This window comes from Veillonella sp. VA139, assembly GCF_003992005.1.
Classification (GTDB): domain Bacteria; phylum Bacillota; class Negativicutes; order Veillonellales; family Veillonellaceae; genus F0422.
On the sequence record NZ_RQVL01000012.1, the window covers coordinates 31,997 to 54,316 of the forward strand.

17 protein-coding genes are annotated in these 22,320 nt (G+C 38.4%); all 17 read right to left on the bottom strand.

The window, feature by feature from the left end:
- Nucleotides 1-178: 178 nt before the first annotated feature.
- On the bottom strand, nucleotides 179-535 hold the full coding sequence (locus EO125_RS05625; protein ID WP_127148035.1) for a hypothetical protein: 357 nt from the start codon (nucleotides 533-535) through the stop codon (nucleotides 179-181).
- Nucleotides 532-999, bottom strand: coding sequence for a hypothetical protein (locus tag EO125_RS05630; RefSeq protein ID WP_127148036.1), 468 nt, complete (start codon nucleotides 997-999; stop codon nucleotides 532-534). Before EO125_RS05630 ends, EO125_RS05625 begins: the two co-directional genes overlap by 4 nt.
- Nucleotides 996-1,607: a prepilin peptidase gene (locus EO125_RS05635; protein ID WP_127148037.1), complete on the bottom strand. Its 612-nt coding sequence runs from the start codon at nucleotides 1,605-1,607 to the stop codon at nucleotides 996-998. The genes EO125_RS05630 and EO125_RS05635 overlap by 4 nt, the downstream gene beginning before the upstream one ends.
- A gap of 22 nt (nucleotides 1,608-1,629) precedes the next feature.
- Nucleotides 1,630-2,007, bottom strand: coding sequence for a competence type IV pilus major pilin ComGC (locus EO125_RS05640; protein WP_127148038.1), 378 nt, complete (start codon nucleotides 2,005-2,007; stop codon nucleotides 1,630-1,632).
- A gap of 8 nt (nucleotides 2,008-2,015) precedes the next feature.
- Complete coding sequence (locus tag EO125_RS05645; protein WP_127148039.1) at nucleotides 2,016-3,191, bottom strand: type II secretion system F family protein; 1,176 nt, start codon at nucleotides 3,189-3,191, stop codon at nucleotides 2,016-2,018.
- 12 nt (nucleotides 3,192-3,203) lie between these two features.
- Entirely contained in the window at nucleotides 3,204-4,196 is a 993-nt protein-coding gene (locus EO125_RS05650; protein WP_127148040.1) for a type IV pilus twitching motility protein PilT, read from the bottom strand.
- A complete protein-coding gene (locus tag EO125_RS05655; RefSeq protein WP_127148041.1) occupies nucleotides 4,193-5,206 on the bottom strand; it encodes a GspE/PulE family protein in 1,014 nt (337 codons plus the stop codon). Before EO125_RS05655 ends, EO125_RS05650 begins: the two co-directional genes overlap by 4 nt.
- 359 nt (nucleotides 5,207-5,565) lie before the next feature.
- A complete protein-coding gene (locus EO125_RS05660; protein WP_127148042.1) occupies nucleotides 5,566-7,449 on the bottom strand; it encodes an acyltransferase family protein in 1,884 nt (627 codons plus the stop codon).
- A 104-nt stretch (nucleotides 7,450-7,553) separates the two neighbouring features.
- Nucleotides 7,554-8,027: a hypothetical protein gene (locus EO125_RS05665; protein WP_127148043.1), complete on the bottom strand. Its 474-nt coding sequence runs from the start codon at nucleotides 8,025-8,027 to the stop codon at nucleotides 7,554-7,556.
- A 49-nt stretch (nucleotides 8,028-8,076) separates the two neighbouring features.
- Entirely contained in the window at nucleotides 8,077-10,881 is a 2,805-nt protein-coding gene (locus EO125_RS05670; RefSeq protein ID WP_127148044.1) for a hypothetical protein, read from the bottom strand.
- A gap of 49 nt (nucleotides 10,882-10,930) precedes the next feature.
- On the bottom strand, nucleotides 10,931-11,788 hold the full coding sequence (locus tag EO125_RS05675; RefSeq protein WP_127148045.1) for a hypothetical protein: 858 nt from the start codon (nucleotides 11,786-11,788) through the stop codon (nucleotides 10,931-10,933).
- 60 nt (nucleotides 11,789-11,848) lie between these two features.
- A complete protein-coding gene (locus EO125_RS05680) occupies nucleotides 11,849-12,397 on the bottom strand; it encodes a hypothetical protein (protein WP_127148046.1) in 549 nt (182 codons plus the stop codon).
- A gap of 9 nt (nucleotides 12,398-12,406) precedes the next feature.
- Nucleotides 12,407-13,366, bottom strand: a complete 960-nt coding sequence (locus EO125_RS05685; RefSeq protein WP_127148047.1) for a hypothetical protein — start codon at nucleotides 13,364-13,366, stop codon at nucleotides 12,407-12,409.
- 16 nt (nucleotides 13,367-13,382) lie between these two features.
- Nucleotides 13,383-16,841 (bottom strand): ATP-binding protein, encoded by a 3,459-nt coding sequence (locus EO125_RS05690; protein ID WP_127148048.1) that lies wholly within the window; start codon nucleotides 16,839-16,841, stop codon nucleotides 13,383-13,385.
- Nucleotides 16,842-16,878: 37 nt separating this feature from the next.
- On the bottom strand, nucleotides 16,879-19,905 hold the full coding sequence (locus EO125_RS05695; RefSeq protein ID WP_127148049.1) for a hypothetical protein: 3,027 nt from the start codon (nucleotides 19,903-19,905) through the stop codon (nucleotides 16,879-16,881).
- Between the two features lie 11 nt (nucleotides 19,906-19,916).
- The gene (locus EO125_RS05700) at nucleotides 19,917-21,083 is read right to left on the bottom strand and encodes a hypothetical protein (RefSeq protein WP_127148050.1); all 1,167 of its coding nucleotides are present in this window, start codon (nucleotides 21,081-21,083) and stop codon (nucleotides 19,917-19,919) included.
- Between the two features lie 268 nt (nucleotides 21,084-21,351).
- Nucleotides 21,352-22,320 carry a YafY family protein gene (locus EO125_RS05705; RefSeq protein WP_127148051.1) on the bottom strand — a complete coding sequence of 323 codons (969 nt, stop codon included), beginning with the start codon at nucleotides 22,318-22,320 and terminating at the stop codon, nucleotides 21,352-21,354.

Below are 22,320 nucleotides of genomic sequence, written 5' to 3' on the forward strand. Positions count from 1 at the left end.
AAACAACCTATTAGTGCTTCGATTAATAGAAAGCCTCCTATCTGTATATGTCTCTTACTATTCTTCTTTCTACAAAACAAATAGAACATATTTTCTACCTTCATCTATACTATACTACTTATTTAGTAATTTGTAAATACTATTGTTCGATATTTTTATATTTTTAGAACATATGATACTATCTATTGTATTTCATAAGATACGTTCTAAATCGATGCTTTTCTTCTCCATTTCGATAAGCAATAACGGTGAGTACCGGAATCTCCCCTAGTTTCGTATCCACAATTCTCTGAAAGCGAATATCTCCTACAGAAGGAAGTATTTCACTTTCAACATGTCCAGTAGTTGCATAGGTTACTTTCCCCTCTTCCATATACAAAATCATAGCTTGCAAAGTTCTATCTTCATCCATCATCTTCTTATATTGTTGGATGCTACTCATCATAAGTACAAATAAAGTGGAACATAATAGACTCATGACAAACAGCGAAGCTAATACATCCATGTAGAGAAATCCCTCTTGTTGTACTTTCAATATTTTGATTCCTCCCACCGTACACGCCCCGATTGACGAGCAAAAATAAAAGTCCGTTTATAACGAATCACCGTATCTACTAAAGTAACGGTAAACACTTTCCCTACCGCCTTATGACCAGTAAATCGTAATATTGGAGATGTGCCAGTAAATTCAATGTACATAGACGGAGGCAGCTCATGATAAGTAATAGAATTTGACTCGTTAATATAGCCATACTGCCTTCTTCCTAATAGGATATGATTGCCACCACTACGTTGCAAATTGCCATACAAGGTAGCCATCTGCATACGCTTAATATGCGCAAATAAAATACGTCCTTCCCGATCAAATTGGTAGTACTCTCGTTGTTCTCCATTATGTAACAACAACACCATGCCAATGATAAGAGAACAAATCGTCATATACAATACAACTTCCACTAATAAAGAACCTTCTTCTGGGTGCTTAGGTACTTTCATCATAGCCACCTCTCAAAAGGGTAGATGAATAATAAAATCGTTGCCATACTGAAGGAAGGACCAAAGGGAATATAGGTATGATTCGGAGATGTAATACGCCACACACAACTGTACAAGATGCCAATCATAGAGGAAAGTCCGCATAATGCCAAGCATTCCACCGATGTGAGCCAACAACTAATGGCCATCAACCATTTGATGTCACCTAATCCCACACCACCACGGCTAAACCAGCGTAATGACCACCACAATCCGCCCATACAAAGAGCATTGATGACTATCATCAGCACATCACCATTACCTATCCACTGGTAAACAAATCCACATATACAAATTAGAATAGCTCCCTCATCGGGAAGAATATAATATAGCTTATCGATGGTTGATCCCCAAAAGAGCGTTACCTCCAGCATATAAAGAAGTCCCAGTTCATAGATATTCATAATGTATCCGACTTGATAGGCATAGCAAAGCCCTACTGTCCCTATGATATGAGCAAAGATGGACATAAGGCACCACATACTATGTGTTTTCATATAGGTCCAAGAAACAATGAGATAGAGGCTTGCAACTCCTGTGACACCAGCAATACCTCCTAGCACATACTCCATATTTCCCTCTTCCTTCTACTAATTAATTGTCAGCATCAGGTGCTGTGACAGCAATATGTTTACCTTTACCACCTTCATTTTGTACACTGGTGATTGTGTACTCGCCCCCTTTAGGAGTTTTCACATGTTCTGTCAAATACCCTTCTTTGTACAATGTATCTACAGTCGGTACTGTATCGGTAGATTGTTCCATCATATACAGCTGCGCTGCGTTGGAAATCGTTGTCACATCTGATTTAATTTTCGCTTCCTTCGCCTTGTTTGAGGCATTTAAAAATTGTGGCATTGCCAAGGATGCTAAAATGGCAATGACAGCCACAACCACCATTAATTCTACTAATGTAAATCCATCTTGTTGCTTCCGTTGTCGTAAAGACAAACGTTGTCGAAGTGCTTCCATAATTCCTCCTATTGAATAACTGAAATTGAATTAAACATCGGCAGCATTACTGCTACCACAAGTAAAGCGATTATACTGCCCATAATACTGAGCATAATAGGTTCTAACAATTGTTCTCCTCGTTTCACGATCCGTTCCAAAATTCCTTTATAATACGCATACCCTTGATCTAACATACTTTCTAGGTCACCCGTTTCTTCTCCGATGCGAAGTAAATCCCATACAAAAGAAGTTCCTAATTGCACCTCTTCTAATGAATCAGTAAATCCATGCCCTTGAGAGATACGAGTTTTCACCTCTCTTTGCAAGGTACTAGCCCAACGATTACCCCATAGCGATTCTGTCATATCCAACAGTTGTAACAAAGGTATCCCACTTTTTAAAAGTAGCTTCCAAATCTGACACATACGTACCATCGTATAGGCCATAAGCCATTCCCTTTGTGCCATACATAGCCAAACCTTACGATGCACACTGAATTTCACAGATTCTCGTTCGTACGATTTCCATAAAAGCATACCAAATGTTAGTAAGGTAATCAGGAGATACACTCCTTTTTGTTGTAACCATGTACCTCCTGCAAAAAGGGCTGCTGTAATCGGTGGCAATTCGATTTGCATGCTCTCAAAGACAGATTTAAATTGCGGTAAAATAAAACCCACTGCAACACCTACAAATACTATCATAAGTACCACCAAAAATGATGGGTATGTAATGGCTGATACTAATTGTTGGCGCAATCGGTGCTCCTCTTCGTACATGCTTTGAATCATCCCTAAGGACTCCACTAAAGTCCCTGATGCTTCACCCGCTTCCAGTATAGTTGTAACAATGACAGGGCAATGGTACTTGGCTAAACTTTTTGACAATGCCATACCACGTCCTACATCTTCACGAATATCTTCATAGGGGATAGTAGATCCTTTCGTATTGGTCATCATATCTAAGGCTTTTCGTAAGGATATGCCGGCCCCCAACAACATATGTAAACGATAGGCAAAATGAATCATATGAGCTGTTTTCCATTGTTTTTTTCTTTCCTTCCCCACAACACATTCCAAATGAATCGGTGTGATAGATTGATAGGCTAGCTTTGCCTGCACTTCCTCTTCAGAGTCGCCCCATACTTTGCCTGACACTATTTTTTTATCCGTCGTAAATCCTTCATAGGTATACCAACTCATAGATGTTCTCCACTAATTTACCTGTAATACAGACTCTAACACTGGCGATGAACCATAGATAGACCTTAACTCGGCAACTGCCATTTCCAGTGTTTTCATGGGCCTTTGCGTTTCTTGTATGGATACGATTTGTGGCTCCTTTCGTTGCCGTATCAAATTAGCCACTGCAGGGGTATTAATTAAAATGTCTCGTACCGGTATAAATCTATCGTCGATAACAACCAGTCGTTGGCAGATGACGGCTCGTAATATCTGTGAAAGTTGTGTCCGCACTTCCTCTTGTTGGTGTGCTGGAAACATGGAAATCATCCGGTTTATTGACATGGTAGCACGTTGCGTGTGCAAAGTGGCAAATACGAGGTGCCCCGTTTCCGCCGCATGTAATGCTGCTTCCAAGGTTTCCCTATCCCGTACCTCACCAATTAAAATCACATCTGGATCTTCTCGTAATGCATCTCGAATACCGTCCGCCATATGATGAAAGTGTGTATGCAATTCCCGTTGGTGTATCAAGGACTGTTGATGATCCAATACATATTCTATGGGGTCTTCTAGTGTAATAATATGACGGCGCATACTTTCATTAATGTGCATTAAACAAGAAGTAAGAGTGTAGGATTTTCCAGAACCAGTAGCACCAGCGATAATGACCAGCCCCTCTTTGAAAGAAGATATACGGCGCAATAAATTACCTTCTTCCGATGTATCGAGGCCCGTTTTAGGAGGATACAAAATACGTAAGGTACCACCCCAACCAGAACGCCAACGGAATAGATGCACGCGGATACGTAAGCCTTCAAAAGTCATGGCTCCATCATAGGACATCATAGTATCCGATATAGTCTGTACTTGGTCGGTTAGAAACATTAGCATGTCTTCATCAGATAATTGGTATTCCGTAGGTACTACATCCATCCCTAATCGCCAATAGACTGTCCCACTTTGTACATGAATATCGGTAGCCCCTCGCTCAATAGCTTCGTGCAATAACTGTGGCCAAATCATAGTACTACCCCCACACGACGAACTTCCTCTTCCGTAGTCAGCCCTTGCTCGATGGCTCGACGTGCAGAGTCTTCTAAAGAACAAAGTAAATGAGAATCTAGCTCTTCCCAATGACAATCATAACCTGGAATAGCTAGCAACTCATACAATCCACAACGACCATGATATTCTCCATCTACTAGCATTCGTACCAATCGTTGCGATATCACACCGGTCAAAGTAGCACGCACAAGATAGTCTTCTACACCCATATCTACCAATCGTTCCACTACGCCTAGGGCATGGTTTGTATGAATTGTGGATAGCACCCGATGCCCTGTGAGCGCTGCCTGCACCGCTAACTGTGCTGTTTCTTGATCCCGAATTTCACCAACCACTATGGTATCTGGGTCATGCCGTAAAATGGCACGTAATCCTGTACTGAAAGTCATACCAATCTGTGGCTGTACACCAATTTGAACAGCTTTTTCTACGATACGTTCCACTGGATGCTCCAAAGTAATGATTTGTTCCTCTTCTCCATTAAGTTCTTGCAATAATGCATACAAGGTAGAACTTTTACCAGACCCTGTGGGCCCACACACAAGCAGTAACCCATGTGGACGTGCCAATAATCTACGCACCTCTGCACTAATATGATCCGGCATGCCTAATTCTTCTAAAGATTTTATCTGTTCATCATGCCAAAAGAGACGGCATACAAGACTTTCACCATACACAGAGGGCAAGGAAGACATGCGTATCGTTCCTGAGTGATTTCCATGGGTCCACACATACCGCCCATCTTGAGGCAATCTTTTTTCACTAATATCCAAAGACCCTAACACTTTCAAACGATTCATCACTTGCTCACCTTCTGGCATGGGAATCCGCGCTATCTCTTGCAAACGACCATCCAAACGAAATCGAACCTGCACCTCTTTTTCTAAGGTATCAAAATGCATATCACTGGCTCCACTTTCATAGGCACGCTGAAAGAAATGATCCAGCTCAATCTCCACATGGTACATAGTGTCACCTCCTTTACTTGCGTACTTAGGATTTCTCTGTGCACCCTCTAAAATCCTAGAAAACACTCCTACCAGTCAACCTTGACTGTGAGTGCTATTTTAGGGGATATTAATCAAATACTCTTGTCATTGACAATTGGTTTAGACTAAGTTAATATGTACATATATAGAAAAAGTAACCATACTTTTGCGAGAGACGTATCGAGAGATATGGCTCTTATTTTTTTACTTTTTGAAAATATTGAGAGTCGAATAACAATGATAAACCAAAAGGGCTGTAACAAAATGTAAGTTTACATTTCGTTACAGCCCTTATGCATTGGCATGTTTAGCTAATTCCCTTATCTATCGATATGTGTTTAGCGTTTTTTCTGTTTTGTATTTATTTCTCCTTGTTGGAGCAATACTTTTTTCACTTCATCATGAATGAATTTAGAGTATTCTTTCACACCGGTATCATTCGGATGGATGCCATCATCTCCGAGCCAATCCCGATGTTTCGATGCTAGGCTAGCCCAGTCGATGATATGTACATTAGGATGTTCTTTGGCAAGCTTAGTTAAGTACGCATTGTTGGCTTCAATCCACTGGATGCCTGGCGCATAATTATTAATCCAGAAAATCTGACGATTTGAACCTAAATACTGCACCAACGCTTTTGTTTCATCTTCATAGTAGCCTGTAATAGGACCATTGGTACCAAGACCAATGAGTACCGCATTTCCTAGTTGCTGGTTCGCATCCATTTGTTTCGCAATTCCTAAACCTGCCCCTACATAGCGAGATACTTTGGCATCAATTTGGATACCTGCAAAGTCTTGTCGCAATGCATGAGCGGAGCCAAGCATAACGGAATCACCAATGGCTGCCATATGCACCATATCTTGTGGATCGCTGACAGTAGAAAGGTCGATGACCTTTGCATTTTCTGCAGCTTGAGATTCTGCATTCTTCGCCAATCGCACTTGTAACTCTGTCACATCTTGTTGCTTCTCTGCAGGTGCTGTACTGAAGGCATACACGCCTAGGACAATACAAATAGCCCCAACGATAGAAACAACTTTCACAAAATAGGAACGAATAACATCCACAATGGCGCGGACACTATGTTGACGGACACACCAATTCGTCACCGCTTCAGACCAAAGTGTAAGGCCTATGATAGCCGATACTAAGACGATATAGTAAGCTATGGGTGATGCGAAGTAGTCCATGATACCCATATGTTCAAAGAGATAAATCATTGGATATTGCCATAAAAATAATCCATAACTATGTTTACCAAACCAGGCAAGGAGTGGCATATCTACTATCTTTCCAAGTGGTGTATTAGGACGTTCTACTAACCACACCATGAGACCAAATAAGCAGGTAAATGCTACCATGCCGTAGGTGTAAAGAGAAGGACTTTGTCCATCTAAATAGATATATCCTACTACGGTGGCAATGATGCCTGCCAATAGGAATATACTGCTGATAACATTTCCTTTCATAGTGCCCAACGGATACAGTTTTTGTTCACTCCGATGCAATCCCAAAAAGGCGCCCAATAACAAAGCGAATAGCCGCGTGTCTGTACCGTAATAAAAACGAGATACGTCCATACCCGCTGTATATAGTAGTGGCATAATGACAGAGGATCCTAACGCCAATGCTAGCATCCATACAAGGCCGATGGTATAACTCCACTGTTTTTTCAGTGCTGTATAGGTCCAATATAAGAGGGGCCAAATGACAATATACTGGATTTCTACACCCATAAACCACATATGGGTGAATGGCGATGTGTTCACTAAACGGGTGAAATAATCTGCATTTTGCGCGATTTGCCACCAGTTATTATAGCCTAGCAAAATGGACATCACTTCTGGGCGTATGCCCGCTAGCTTGTCAGGTAACAGCAAATGCCACAGTCCTAATATGACCGTCACCATCAACACTAAGGGAATGAGAATCCGCTCTGCCCTACGCTGAAAGAATTTTGAAACACTGTAATTCCCCAACTTCCATTGTTGATTGGTGGTGAAAGCTAATAAATAACCCGATAATACAAAGAAAAGGGAAACCCCCATGAACCCGCCACTGGCTGCATGGGGAAATAGATGAAAAATCGTGACGCCTAGAATGGCTAATCCTTTTAGCCCGTCAAGGCCTTTCACAAACTGACCTGGTTTGACTCCTATAATACGTTTTTTCTGTCTGGAACCGAGCCCTTGATGCGGTTCTTCTAACTCTGGTGGCATACTGTGTCTTCCCTTCTACATGAATACTATACAATGCATTTTTCGATACGTAATATACATTATAGCATAGAGAATGGGCACTGCGTAGAGTGAAATTGATGAAATTATCCCTTTAATGTTAACTTGTAAATACGAGATGCATCCACATTCTGATTCTTTCTCATTTCATCATGAGTGGCCACTACACATTCGATGGTAGTAGGATCTATTTTACGGATGAAAACGTAGCCGTCGTCAGTGTCAACGTGCTCCTCTTCAATAAACAAGTTCTCATAGCTAACTTCATCAATAGGCATATTCCCTTCATGAGCACGCGCTTCTTTTGTGTAATAAATATCTAACTCATCACATGTGCATGCCATGAAAGGAGCCCATGACTGATATGGTATTTTTTCACCAATCAAGCACTCAAATGTCTCCTTACGGCTTTTAATACCTAATAAGTAAGGAAATGGAACTTCACCCTCTTCATCCACCTCATAAGGAATAACAAAAACATCACGAGCACTATCAATACTACGAATCAGTCCAAAAGCAACACCAGTTTTACCTGTGCGCATGGTTTCAAAATTTTGCATATCTGTTTCCTCTTTAACTATCATATAAGATGTGAATCATCTTCTATACCTATTTTTCTGTATATAACATAGTATCTAAAATATGCTTCCGTTCCTCTGTGATGTCTACCCCAGAATCTGTAATCGACTTCACTAATGCTTCTACATTGAAAGATGCTCCTAACGGCGGATATAATCGGAAAATATTAGACACATCTCGTTCCCCTGATAAATAAGCATCCAAGTCTTCTAGTTCATCTAACAGACGGATTACCAATTGTTCCTGCAATAAACGAGCTTTACAAGAGTTACCGGCTAGCAAAATATGCAAAGGCCATGTCCATTCTGATTCATTCCCTTTATAAGCACGATGGAATGTAGACATGAAGTTATCAATACCGTCATTTATTTGTTGTTTGATAACATTTTGTAACATGCTTACATCTACTTTTACAGGGACTGTTTTCTTTTCCTTATTCGTAGTGTATAAATCAATGTTAACATCGCCAGTACTAAATTCCGTAGCATAGTCGCCTTTTTCTTCCCAAATAGGTCGTAAGCGACTCGCCAATAGTTTTAAGTTTAAATAGGAAACTTGATCACCAGTATCTACATCTTTTACGAGCATTTGGCTACCATCAAAGCGTTTACATTTCTCATTCGGAAGAACGATGGTAATCTTATTGTCACGCATTACTTGTTGATTTGCTTTAAACACTTCATAGGCCAAGATATTGATGATATTTTCACCACCTAGTAATGGATCTCCACCATTATCAAACTGTTTGATTTCGTAATAGAATTTTTTATTTTCTGAAATATATTCTTTGCCAAAATCAAAATCCGTGGTGCCGCCTCCAAAATCGAAGACACCATAGGTCGGAGATGGATCTGTGTCTCGCTCAATCGGTTCTACTTGGTATGCTTTTAAAGCACTCAGTGCATAGGCTGCTGGCTCGCTTGCCCCTGGTTTTACTTTAAAACGCTTCATAGCTTCTTTGTCATTAAGAACTCGTTCCGGTAATGATTTCCGAATCCCCCGTTCAAAGCTTTTTGTAATTCTATCACGAATATCGGAAGCATAATTCACTGGGAATGATAGATAGTATTTGACACAAATACCGTGTTGCATATTGTTGATATATAAACCTAAATAATAGGCATAGATTTCAATAGGGTCAAAATCACCATCTTCCAATGTAGTATATGGTTTTAACTCAATCTTTTTCCCTGTACTGTCTTGTAATAATTGACGGCGACCTGTGGCATTAGCCCATTGCTTCAACTCATTGAATACAGAATAATACACATCGGCATGAATATCTTTTTGATAGATTTTTTCTGCTGCATGATGGGATACAGTCATGTCCTCCCAACGTGTAGGTGGACGCCCCTCTTTGCTATGATAGTCCTCCATGAAACGATCATAATCAATGATATGCAAGGCTGTTGGGTTTTCATAGTCTTCCATACGAGGTTCTGCCCATTGATCCGAGGCACCAATCCGTAGCAAGGAAGATTTCCTATTGTGATAGACCACTACTGTGCTTTTCGTACCGAAGTCGATGGCACAAGTAACCTTTGTATTTACATCAGCTAATGGGTCACGTGCCACTAATACTTCTCCTTTTGGCAACGGAAGTATCACTTCATCTTCTCCCATATCACCTTGTAAGATTTCAAATAAGTCCCAATGACCTTTATTCACATCTCGTAATACATCCATTTCATAGGGTTGAATATTAGCACGAGTAGTTTCTACTTCTAGTAGGGATGTAAGAGATTGATTAAAAAAAGCATTCTCTATTTGTGAATCTGCATCAAGATAATTAACCACGTCATCATATGTTTTAAGTTTCTCAAATGTATGAGCTTGCTCTTCTTCTTTGAGTAGCGCTTGATGTAGTTTAGCAATTACTGCTTGTTCATCTGAGGTGTAAACAGCATTTCCTGATGTATCTGTTTCTCTCTCTTTTAGAATAGCAAACTTACTAATAGAAATTTTTTCAGATTCTGAAAAATTTCCTTGTTTATACAACTGTTCCAACAATGTGTACAATCTTCTGTCCCACTTCCTCATTAGTGGATGATTTGGTTGTTTAAATTCACAAAGGGCGTAGGCTAAAACCTCATTGGGGTTGGATACATCTACATGTTTAGTGATAACAATAGCAAAACCACCTGAATGGCTATAAGTATAATCGGATTTAGGGTATATTTCAAACCCTTGTCGTTCTCCACTATCATATGAGTAGTTTTGGAATATGCTAAATCCACTTTTATACCCTGGACTAATAATTTCATGCTTGTATAATTCCACATTCTTATTAGATAAGCATTGTCCATAATTTTCATAATATGATTGTATAACGTTTTTAGAAATCAATTTACATCTATTCACATCAGCATAATTAATTTTTCTTGCTTTATAAAGATTTATCAATTTATTTGAAATAGGTGCAAATCTCCAACTACCTCTAGAGAAGGTTGTAATCCTATTTCTATTTTGGGAAGAATCCATCACATCATGATATATAATGTCCTCTGTCCCTTCATACAACGGTACTAAATCATTAGACTTCCGCAACCACCCAAATCCATCTTCTTTAAATACGATGTATTCTTCGTTAAATATAACGGCTAATTTATCGAGGAAGGATTTTATTTTTTCAACTACTAGCCCTTTAGTAATCTCTTGCAATTGTGTGACTTTCATTGGATAACTAGTGAGTGCTGTAGATTGGTTCTCCACTAAGGATTCACGTAATCGTTTCCACTCTTCCTTATCCTTGGACATGGGTACACTTGTTTTAGGTTCCATTGTCTTTGTCATTTCATTTATGATATCATTTTTACATTTTTCTTTATTCTTCATAGATTTTGTATCCCTTACACTAATGATAGCATTGACCACTTTGCTTATACTACTCAGGTTCCTTAACGCCATGGTTATACCCTTCTGTCCGTTTACTCATAAATTTTGAAATGTCCTGATTATTGGCAAAGTTTTTTCCCAATGGGTTCAGTAGAGACTGTGACTCTTCTAGCTCATCATTAACCTCTGCTTCTGTGATAGTTGTTACCTGCTTTTTCTTTTCTGATTTTGGTGTTGTATCTGGGAAACAAACTTGTGGGACTCCCTTAGTTTTCGCTTTTTTCGGTTTATTAATGACAGGTGGTAACGGAGCATCTTCCTGCGATGCTACAGTTGTTGGAATGTCTTTTAATGCTATTTCACTTTCAGAAACGTTCGTGTCTTCAGTTTCCTCTATAATAATTGATTCTATCACCACTGGTTCTAACACGATATACTTCGTTCCTTGACTAGCCACGATATCCATAGTGCCCGTAGCATGTGTAATCGCTGTTTCTGCAATCTCTGGATCGTCGATTAATAACTCATCTTCTCTAGCGTTGAGTATAGTTTGAATATCCTCTTCTTCCCAAATGCACTCACCATCATCTACCACTTTAGAGCCATTATGAGATTGAATCATTTTAACAATCGCCTCTGCCACTTCTGCATCGAAAGAAAAACTTCGATCAACTAGTACAATAGAAGAAATATATTCATCAGAACTGATGCCAATTTTATTCCAACAATGGCCCTTAAAATGTTCTAGTTCGCTATCTACTAAGACTGTTCTATTGTTCTCTTTACTTATATCAAAGGTGAACATCACATCACCATCCCATTTTTTGATTTCCAAATGGCCTCTACGATAGTAGAACAATTGCAGTTGATGATGATGAATACACCAAAGTAATTTTTTTATTTTCATCTATATCCCTTTCGCATAAGAGGCTATCCTACAATACAATCATAGGATAGCTCTTGTATATTATGCTTTTAACCAAGCATCTAAATTTTCATCTTCTAATTGAGTAAACTCTAACGCAAGTTGCTCCATCGATAGAAAGTTTTGTACTTCTTCCTTATCTGATAGGTCAGGTATATCTGTCATATATCGTGAATCCATATGGTTGACAACTCGACATAAGTCTTTATCATTTGCTTTAGCTAATCTCTGACCTTCTTTTTCATGACGAGATACAAGTTCATCATAATTACCTAACAAATTTTGGCTTTTGATAGCCCCTTGTTTATTAGAAATCTGTTCTTTCTTAGAATGAACTTTTGTGAGTACCTGCTCTTGCGTACCTACCTCTTGTGTGTGTGGATAGCTCAAACTAGCCTGAATTTGTTGAAAGTTAAGGTAAGCATTAGAAATTTTCCTCGCTGCATCACTTTTTAATCTGCCTAAGGTGACTATATTGTCTGATACATCTGATATACTTGCTCGTTTCTCTATATTGAACCCATTTCTAAGTTTTTCATAAAAGATTAAAAATTCTTCAGTAGTAGCACTTTTTTTTAGTTTTCCACTCATAATTAATCCTTAGTTGTGCTTTTCAACTTCGTCTAAAGTTTCTAATTCATCTTGTAAATTATGCTCTTTATATTCTGCTTTAAGTGCATTTATATCAAATAATTTTTCTTCACCCATTGTTTCAAATGCTTGAATTTCAGATTTATATGCTTGAAGTATCGTGTCATTACTTGGATCTGCCTTCATATTATTAAACTCTCTATACGCAGAAACAATATCCAAGGTTTCACCCTTCTCAGCTTTTATCTCACGAATCTTATTGACTACTGCTTCGATATATTTTTCTTCCTCTTCAGGCGTCATCTTGCCTTCTTTAAAATCCATATAGGGAACTGTTGTGTATCCTAACTCTTTAGAGATATCTAAAACAGCTCTAAATTCATCTTTATCAAATTTTTTTAACCCTGCATGAACCAAGAACTCTCTAGCAATCGTAAGTCCTTCTTTTCGTTCCAATCGCTCCCATAAAGCAGTCATACCAGAGGCACGACGACGGAGGGACTCTACAGAAAGACGCTTCGCTTCTGTCATATGAATACCTTCACCTTCAGCTAGCTCTTTTAATTTTAGATAATGTTCTTTTGCGGAACTGAAGCTTTCCTCTTTAGGCCACTCGGGATGCTTTTCAGACTCTTCAACAAGGAATCCATATTCTTCAATTTCTTCCTCTTCCATTTCTGGTTCACCTTTGTCGATCAGTAAATTCATAATTACATTAGCCAACATATTAACAATAATATCACTAACAATCGGTGCTAATGGGCCTAAAACAGGTGTTAGAAAGGTTGTTAAGCCGGCTGTAAGGCTACCTAAAAAAGCTGATGCTTTACTGGCAATAGCTCCTCCGATTTTAGCCAAACCAGCCATTGCACCTTTTACAATACCACCACAAACTTTTGCCGCACCACTTATACAACTACCTACAAAGCTACAAGCTGAGCTAATTGCTGATCCAATCCAACCAAACACTCCTATTTTCCTCCTTTTATTTCAAATATTTAATAAATTCTTTTTGTTTTGCATGAAATCCTTTTTGCTCAGAGGACATATATTGTTCCCTCTTTAACTCATCATTTTCTAAAATTAATTGTATAATTTCACTCAATATTGAGTATAATGTTTCTCTATTCTCAGAGTTCACTCTACATCCTAATTGTCCCCAAAAATAAGATTTATATAAATTTTCTTTTTTCGATAATACTTTATCTGTCATAATAGACAGATTAAATTCCGTAAAAATTGATGTTAAATAAGTAAATAACGTATCAGCATCTGAAATGTTTGCTCTACCGGATAATAAGTTTCGTAACCGTTGATCATGCAACATGACATCTTTCTGATGTAACTCAAAATATTCTTTTACAATATTTGGTGTTACTTGATTATGGAAGGTGCTAAACCCTGGCAATACTCCAGTGCTATTATGTTCAGCATAATAGGCATATGCCTTTTCTGCTAGCTGTTTCTCCAGTTCTTTAGGATTCAATCCAGATATACTATCATTGGTTTCAGCGCGCGGATGAACTTGCACTTGTACCGGTTTCTTCCAACCTTCCGTAATAACGATGGCTCGACCTACCTCTAAATAGGATAAGAACTCTTTTTGCTCATCATTCAATGCCATCATATTGCCAATTGCGTCTTTATCATCGGTAGCAAAGATTTTATGAACAATTTTAGTATTCGTATTTTTTAATACTTCTGGAGTCATTTTATTTGGAATTTGATCCACAATAATTAGGGACTCCCCATATTTACGAACTTCTGCTAGCATGTCTGCGAAAATGTCGACACCACGTTTTTTGTTAGGGCTATCCCCCGGCTCGTATTTGCTCAATAAACGATGGGCCTCTTCCACTAATGTAATATGCTGGAAATTTTGATTCTCTCTATACTGATATTTAATAGCCTCTAATAAGTTTGTAATTATAAAGCCCATGATTAAAGATTTTTCTGTACCATCCTTAATTTCCTCTAGCTCAATGACTACACGCTTATTGACTAAACTTTTAAAATCAATACTACGAGGGGTATTTAGCATCATTCCTTTAGCGCCTACCGTCAGCGCCTGTAATCTAGCTTTTAAGGACCCTAAGTATTCGGCTTCTAAGCGTTCTCCAAAGCCTTGTGCTTTTGTTACAGTTTCTACAACATTGATGAAATCGCTTAACATAGGGAAGGCATAACTATCAGGGGCAAATGGATTATCTTCTTTGCCTGTACTAGGATTTATCCATACATTGGTCCGAATATTCCACCCTTTTTTCTTATACACTTCATAGGTAGCCGCTTCAATAATTTGAGGTATAGCCGCTTCCGATTCAAAGGCCGCATTAATGGCAGCTTTCAACATATCTGCACGACTAGTAATACTTTCTCCTTCGATAATCTCAAAAGGGTTTAGGAAAAATGGCGCAATATCTTGACGACCCAAGGTGAAATAAATGACATCTTCTCCACCCGGTTGATTCATAAGCGCTCGATACTCTGTTTTAGCAGGTTCAATGACTAAAAATGGCAAATCTGTGCCTAGCAAAATACTTTGACATGTAGTCGTTTTACCACTACCCGTAACACCACAGATGAAGGTATGCTTGCTAAGATTTTTCTTTTCAATGTAAATCTTATTCTCTTTACGCACATCCCCATGGTGCACAAGAGATCCTAATTCAATGCTCTTTTCTATATCAATCTCATTCGTTGCCTTAGGGTTTAGACCGTATTCCACTTCATTTCTGGCGGATACACCTAGTACCTCACGTTGTGGCATACCCATTAGCAATCCAAGTTCATCACCAGTCAGCCAAGATCCAACACTTTCCTTGTCCAGTGTTTCATACACAACTTTCGAGTAAACAGATTTCCAAATCTCCTTTTTACTTTCAACTACGGGAATTTGAAAGTTTTCAAAAATCCTACGAGCAGATAAGGCTTCTTCATTGTCCTTATTTTGCCAATGCGTGAGTTCTACAAATGTAAGTGGCTCTAAATTACCTTTTTCACCACCATATAGCCCCATCACAGTATTCGCCAAACGGTACAATGTAGCACGATTGGTCCGTGTTCCTAAGTACGTACTAACCACGTAGCTCCCCTTGCTTTTCCCTTTGTCTACCCGTTGCTGAAAGACCTCATCTATATATTTCAAGACATTGAGGACAGCTTTCTTCTCTAACTGTAAACTATACGTAGTTTGCGACGAATCACTACTACTTTTCCCAGTCCGATTAGAAATATTATGGCTTTTTTGAACAGACATATTACGACTTTGGGAAGTTCTCGTATCACTTCCTTTGGAAACACTTTGACTTGAAGTAGTACTAGTGGAGCTAGTCTTAGAATCTGACCACTGATTTGTATGAGCCACACTCTTAGATGTATTATCTTGATAGCTCATATTGTTATCTGTTGATTCCGATCGTCTATTTACATCCGGATTTCTCTCGGATCCTGTTTGGTTTGATATATCTCGGGATTGAACCGTATTCATACCATGACTTTGTGTTTGAGCACTTTGATCGGTGGTAGTATCATTTTTTGATGCATTGGATTGTGTAGAAAAATCTTCTCGACTATCTTTTACATCATTTTTCGTATTACTTACTGAACTACTAGAATCCACGGACTTAACTGTCCCTACATTGCGGTTTACCCCTTCTGTAGTATCTTCACTAGTTTGATATTGGTCCATCAAAGTTTCTTGTTTACTCAGTTTACCAATTGGTTCTACTAGATTTACAAGACGATTCACTCGATGTTCTAACTTTACGACGTCCTTACCTGTACACGGTGTAGCAATGACCACCAAGGCAAAATCAGTTCCCACCATGGTGTCTACGAGACGTTCTACTCCTTGAAAGTCCTTGGATTCTCCCAATGCTTGTTCCACAAATCCAGGAACCCCATTGATAAATCCAGAAGATTTAGACGCTCTAATGCGGTCAATAATGCTTTGTTTCTCAGCGTAATCTGCTACTTCCGTAATCTGACTACCCACAAAATTACCTTCTAAACTAGGCTTCATAATATGAGGTCCATAGCTTTCAATAGACAAATCAGCTTTCCCCTGTTTCTTCTCTCCCCAGGCTTCTAGGTAAAGGTTTTTACTAACCCCCATATAAAAGTTTACTTTATCTGTATCACCTAAAATTAAATAAAGAATGTTGACATCATCCATACCTCTAAATGTAGATAATACATTTTCGATGGCTTCCCGTTTCAAGCCTTCTTTTTCAGAATAGACCAGTTCATCAATACGATATAGATGCCATTCATTCAAATCAATACTTTCATCCCCTAAATAGGTAAGCACTGACGTATCTACTTTGCCAGAAAAGATACCATCCATGCGTTTCATACTATACCGTTCCATGGATTGCATCACTTGTTCCGCACGAAGCATGCTTTGCGTCAACTCTTTTGACAATTTTCCTGTTTCTTTCATTGTTAATCCTTATGAATTTCTCTTTATATAACAGTATTTATGCTTCTAATACTTTGGAATACACTTTTAACTCTGATGTGTCACCTGTGAAAGTATCTGGGTCCGCCACCACGTACTCAATGGTATCGATGGCTACCTTTTTAATCAGAATCAATTTATCTTCATCTACATCATCTTGATCAATACGACAATGTACACGTTTTACTTCATTGATAGGCACCCCATTATACAAAGCCCGTGAGTCATCCGTATAATAAAGCTCAAATTTAGCTTCATCAGCCCAGCAGAAACTTTGCCATTGATGATACGGAGTCGCTAAGTTAATTTCTACTTCAAAGTTTCGTTTTTCCCCTTCTTTACCTAAATAGTAAGGGAATGTATTTTCAGTCGCATCAGAACTAATAGACACTTCGTTATTATTGACAATTTTTATATCTTTCCCACCACGACGGCTACGAAGCAAACCAAATACGACACCTGTTTTACCTGTACGTATGCGATCGATTTGAGTGGAATGACGTGCTTCTGCTTGTGTTAAACTAGCACCAATCAACTCAGCTACAATAGCTCTATCTAGGTCACTACCTAATTTACCATTAATAGCTTCAATGTCCATCGTACTTCCTAATGGTGGATATAAACGGTAAATATTAGAGGCATTTTTACCCAATTCTTCTGTAGCCTCTTTCGTAATATCCAATAAAGCATTGACAAACTCTTCTTGTAAAATTCGAGACTGACAAGAATTGCCAGCTAGGAAAATATGAATTGGATATTGTACATCCTCACGCAATGTGAAAACCGACATCATTTGGCTAATAAAACTTGTAACGCCTACCTTAATATGGTCTCGGATCACATCTTGAAGATGATTGATATTTACATTCAATCTAATCGGTTTCCGTTGCATCTCCCCATTTTCTTTTGTATAGAGGTCAATGGTAACTGGACCATCCACAAAGGCATCTTTATAATCCTTATGTTCTTCCCAGATAGGACGTAATAGACGCATTAAGGTACGCATATTCAAATGTGCTTCTTGAGAAGCTTGGTCCATATCCATCACAAGTAATTCACTACCTGCAAATGGTGTGGCTTTCTTCGGCAATACGATTTGAATCCCTTCTTGGCGTAGCACATCAACATTATCCTCATATACTGTATAGGCTAATAGTTGTAGTAAGTTTTCTCCCCCTAAATACGGGTCCCCACCTTTACCAAATTGGTGAATTTCAAACTTTCGTCGTCCATCTTCTGGTTTCTTTTCAATACCAAAATCAAAGTCCGTAGTACCGCCACCAAAGTCAAATACAGCATATGGTACTTCTTCCCCTTCTGCTTTTGGTTCTAACTCATATTGTTCCAAGGCACTAATTGCATAAGCAGCTGGTTCACTAGCCCCACCATAGACTTCAAAATTTTCCATCAATTCTGTATCGCTTAAAATACTTTGTGGTAAGGATTTTTTCAACCCTTTCGTGAAACTTTCCAGCAATTTCTCTTGTACTTCTTTTCCGTAATTTACTGGGAAAGAAAGGATATAGCTTAAATAGATACCATTGGTCATATTGTTGATATATAAACCTAAATAGTAAGCATAGAGCTCTATAGGGTCGATATGTTTCGCACGATTTTGAATTGTCAAATACGGAATGAGTTCAATTTCATGACCAGCTTCATCTTTCAACACTTGATGGCGTTTCTTATCGTTCGCCCATTGTTTTAATTCACTGAAAGTCGCATAGTAGGTAGTATTATCTTCGATATGGTCATACAGATGTTCTGCTGCCTGATGGGACACCATCACATCTTCCCATTTCGTATAAGGTCTACCCGCTTGCTGTGCATAGCTTTTTAAGAAACTTTTAAGGTTACTGAAGTACACAGTGGTAGGATTTTCATAATCTTCTTTGCGTGGTGCTTGTGTATAATCCCCTGTGCCAACACGTAATAATCGTTCCTCTTGATCACGACATGCTACCACCGTACTTTTCGTACCAAAGTCAATGGCGCATACCCCTGTATCTCGTACATCTAAATGAGGCGCACGAGCGTAGGCAAACTCTGTTGAAGCAGATTCTTCCTCTATATCAAAATTATCACGATCTAAGGCTTCCTCAAACAATTCCCAATGACCCAAGTTCGGATCTAATAGGGTATTATCATGATACGGTGTGATGTTTGCACGCTCTGTATCACAATGAAGGAGCCAGTCTTTGTACCAGTCAAGACCTGCAATACGACAATCTTCCATTGTTGTTTGATGGGAGTTTAAAAAAGATACCAATTCCTCACGGATGCTTTTGAAACGTGGGTGGGATAAAAGATTCATAATAGCAGATTCAGATGTTTTTTTGTGTAACCAATACTTAAAAATATCTCTGAAGCTAATAGTGACATCATGGAGTTGGACGTGGTAAACATGTTCGTAGAATTTTTTATCATTGATGTTAATATTTCTTAAAGAGTTTTCATTTTCTCTTAATCTCACGTTTCCTATGCTAGGCATAGCAACGCCCCAAAAGTTCCTAGACATAGTGCGCTTCATAAATTTGGATATAAAGTTAGCGCCTAAATTTTCTACTAATTCACCTGTTGATATATTTCTTATTTCTCCCGTATTTTGGTTAACTTCAAATTTATCTAAAATTGAAAAGTCATCTCTTTTCTTCTCTTCTTCTTTCCCTTTTTTGTAGAGTTCTACCATCTTCTCAAATTTTTTCTGTATTCTGTATTCTCTTTTTACAACGTAATACTCATCTTTAGATAGATTATACTTTTCCCCAGAAGATAATGTTAACTTACGACCATTCACAACACCTTCAACAGTTCTTGTTCTAACACCTCCAATATCAGCTCCAGTCATCGTATTTAAAAAGGCTCCTGTGGCTGCGGTGAAACCATCAAACTCTTTTGCTTCGGCGATAGTAAAGTTCAATGTTTTATCAAATATTTTTATTAAAGCTTTAAACTTTTCGTTATTATCAGGCGCTATATTAGAGAAATCTACGTTCTCTAAATCCACTCGAAAGGGTCTATTTTTTTCTAATGTCACTTCACTCATGATTTACTTCCTTATACTCGCACACAAGATTTTCTTAACCGATCTCCATTATAGGCATTTTTAAACCCTTTAATATAAATGGTTTGAATACTTCCACGAGAAGCACTACCTTGTACTGCCTCATAGTCATGCACCACGTAGCTATCGCCTTCAGATACTGAATCAATAACAAAAATATCCTTTTCTCGCCCTTTATTAAATAGTTCACAAGCGTATTCAAAATATGACCATAGCACATTAAAGCTACCTGTATCATTAGACAACACTGCATTCTTAGCTGTGTCCCAAATTCTCTCTAATACACTTTGTTTCATGGTGCTACTAATGATAAAGCTTTCTAGATCATCAAATTTAACTTCAAAGCCAATATATGTAGTATAGGATTCTGGCAATGATTGAACCGCTGCAAATAATTCTTGCCCTCTTTCAAAAGAAAGTCTTAATTTTTCTGCTAATTCCTGATTCCGTACTTTATATGCTTGGCATTCTTTTTCTAATGCACCATGATTAGAGTTTAATTTGTCATACGCTATAGATAACTCTTGGTATTTTTGTTGTAATTGAGCTAATTCATTTTGTGTACTATTCAATTCACTAGATACCTTACGATTCGTATCCTTTACATGCAATACTTCTTCATTCAGCCGATTTTGTTCATGTTTTAAAGTATCAGTATTCTTTTTATGTGTTTTTTCTTGATGCGAAAAAAATGATAATATTGTATCTAGTAAACCCATAGCTTCTCCTCCTTGCATGCCATAGTTCTTCATTTTTTGTGTCATAACATCATTAATTTCTTGATGCTCTTTTTTCAAAGATTCATATTCAGTGGCAATTTCCTTAGTATTTGTTACCATCTGATTATATTTTTCTTGTAACTCTTGATATGACTCTTTTAATGATTCATACTCTCTTGTAGTTCTTCTATCCTGTCCTGCCATTTGAAACCCAGCTGGGCTGTCCATTTTTGACGATTCACTATATTTACTAATATCATCAGATTTTCTTGAACGATTTAGCTCTGCATTACTGGGCATATCTATTTTTATACCAGGAATTGTTCTTTCAGACACTACATTTGCTTGTTCCGATGCAATCTCCCTCATCACTTTCCGCATCACTCGTTCCAGCATATCTTCATCAATAACAATTTTTCCAAGTGTCAATTCTTTCTCCATATACATTCCTTTCTCATGTACCACGTTCAAAATACACTATTTTAAAAAATATATACAAAATGTCCCCCCCCCCGAGTACATCGTACGCGAGAGAGGGACAATCCATCTATTATGTTACTTCTTATTCTATTATATAAATTGTAATTTGTCATAACGGAATTGAATAAAATGCGTAATAATTTATTTACAAGTATACTACACCTATTATCACACTAGGTTTCACCACAGTATCCTTCCTTCATATAACATTCTATCTAAAAATAAGCCCCTACAACTCCTCCACTCTAACATCCGTCACAGCATCCCCCTGGCTCCGTATCCACCGCCAAATACCCGTGCCATACACTTCCGCCCGGATATGGTAGGTATGTGTTTCTTCTTCGTACCAGGTAATGGTGGCGGTTGGCAAGCGATCGAGTATGGCATCGATATCGTGACCTACGTAAGTAAAGGTAACTCGTTGTAACCTACCTCCGTACATAAACTGAATGCGTTTACGAAACTCCGCTTCTTGGTACCGTGATGTATAGGATGGCACTTGGTAGTGCTCCTCTTCGACGGTCAAGCTATGGATACGATCTAAGCGATAAATCGTTGGAAAGTCCTGTAATTCCTTCGGAATTTTGCTTCGTTCTTCCCGATCCATATAGGCTGTTAAGTAGAAGTAGTACTCCGAAAAACAGATGCCCAACGGCGATAACTTTCGTGTGACCAATTCTTTGTTTGTACTCTTTTCATAGGAAATCGTAATATACCGTTGTTCTTGTATGGCTCTTGATAAGTCTTGCAATAGAGGCAACACATTTTTCTTATGTCGTAATTCTACATAGTGGTGCAATTCATTGCGAATTAAATTTTCAACTAATTTTACTTCCTCATGAGGCAAAAATGTTTTCAATAATTTATTCAATATGCGCCCCATATCATCTCGTAATAGGGAACGGCTATCTAACATCACTTTGGCAATGGCCACTAGTTCATTGACGGATAAGCAAGCTGATTCTCCATGACTGAGGACATAACCTTTCCGTTTTTGATCGTACACGATCAACTGTTCGTTTCCGTAGAGAGTGCTTTCATCATGTAAATAGGCTCGTAAATCATCTATATCTCGTTGTACAGACCGTTCATTAATGCCGAACTCTTTTGCCAGCTCTGGTTTGCACAGCACTTCCCCTTGTAATAGGCGACGTTGCATCGTCAAAATTCGCTGCGTCTTGTCTATCTTGTCCCCCAT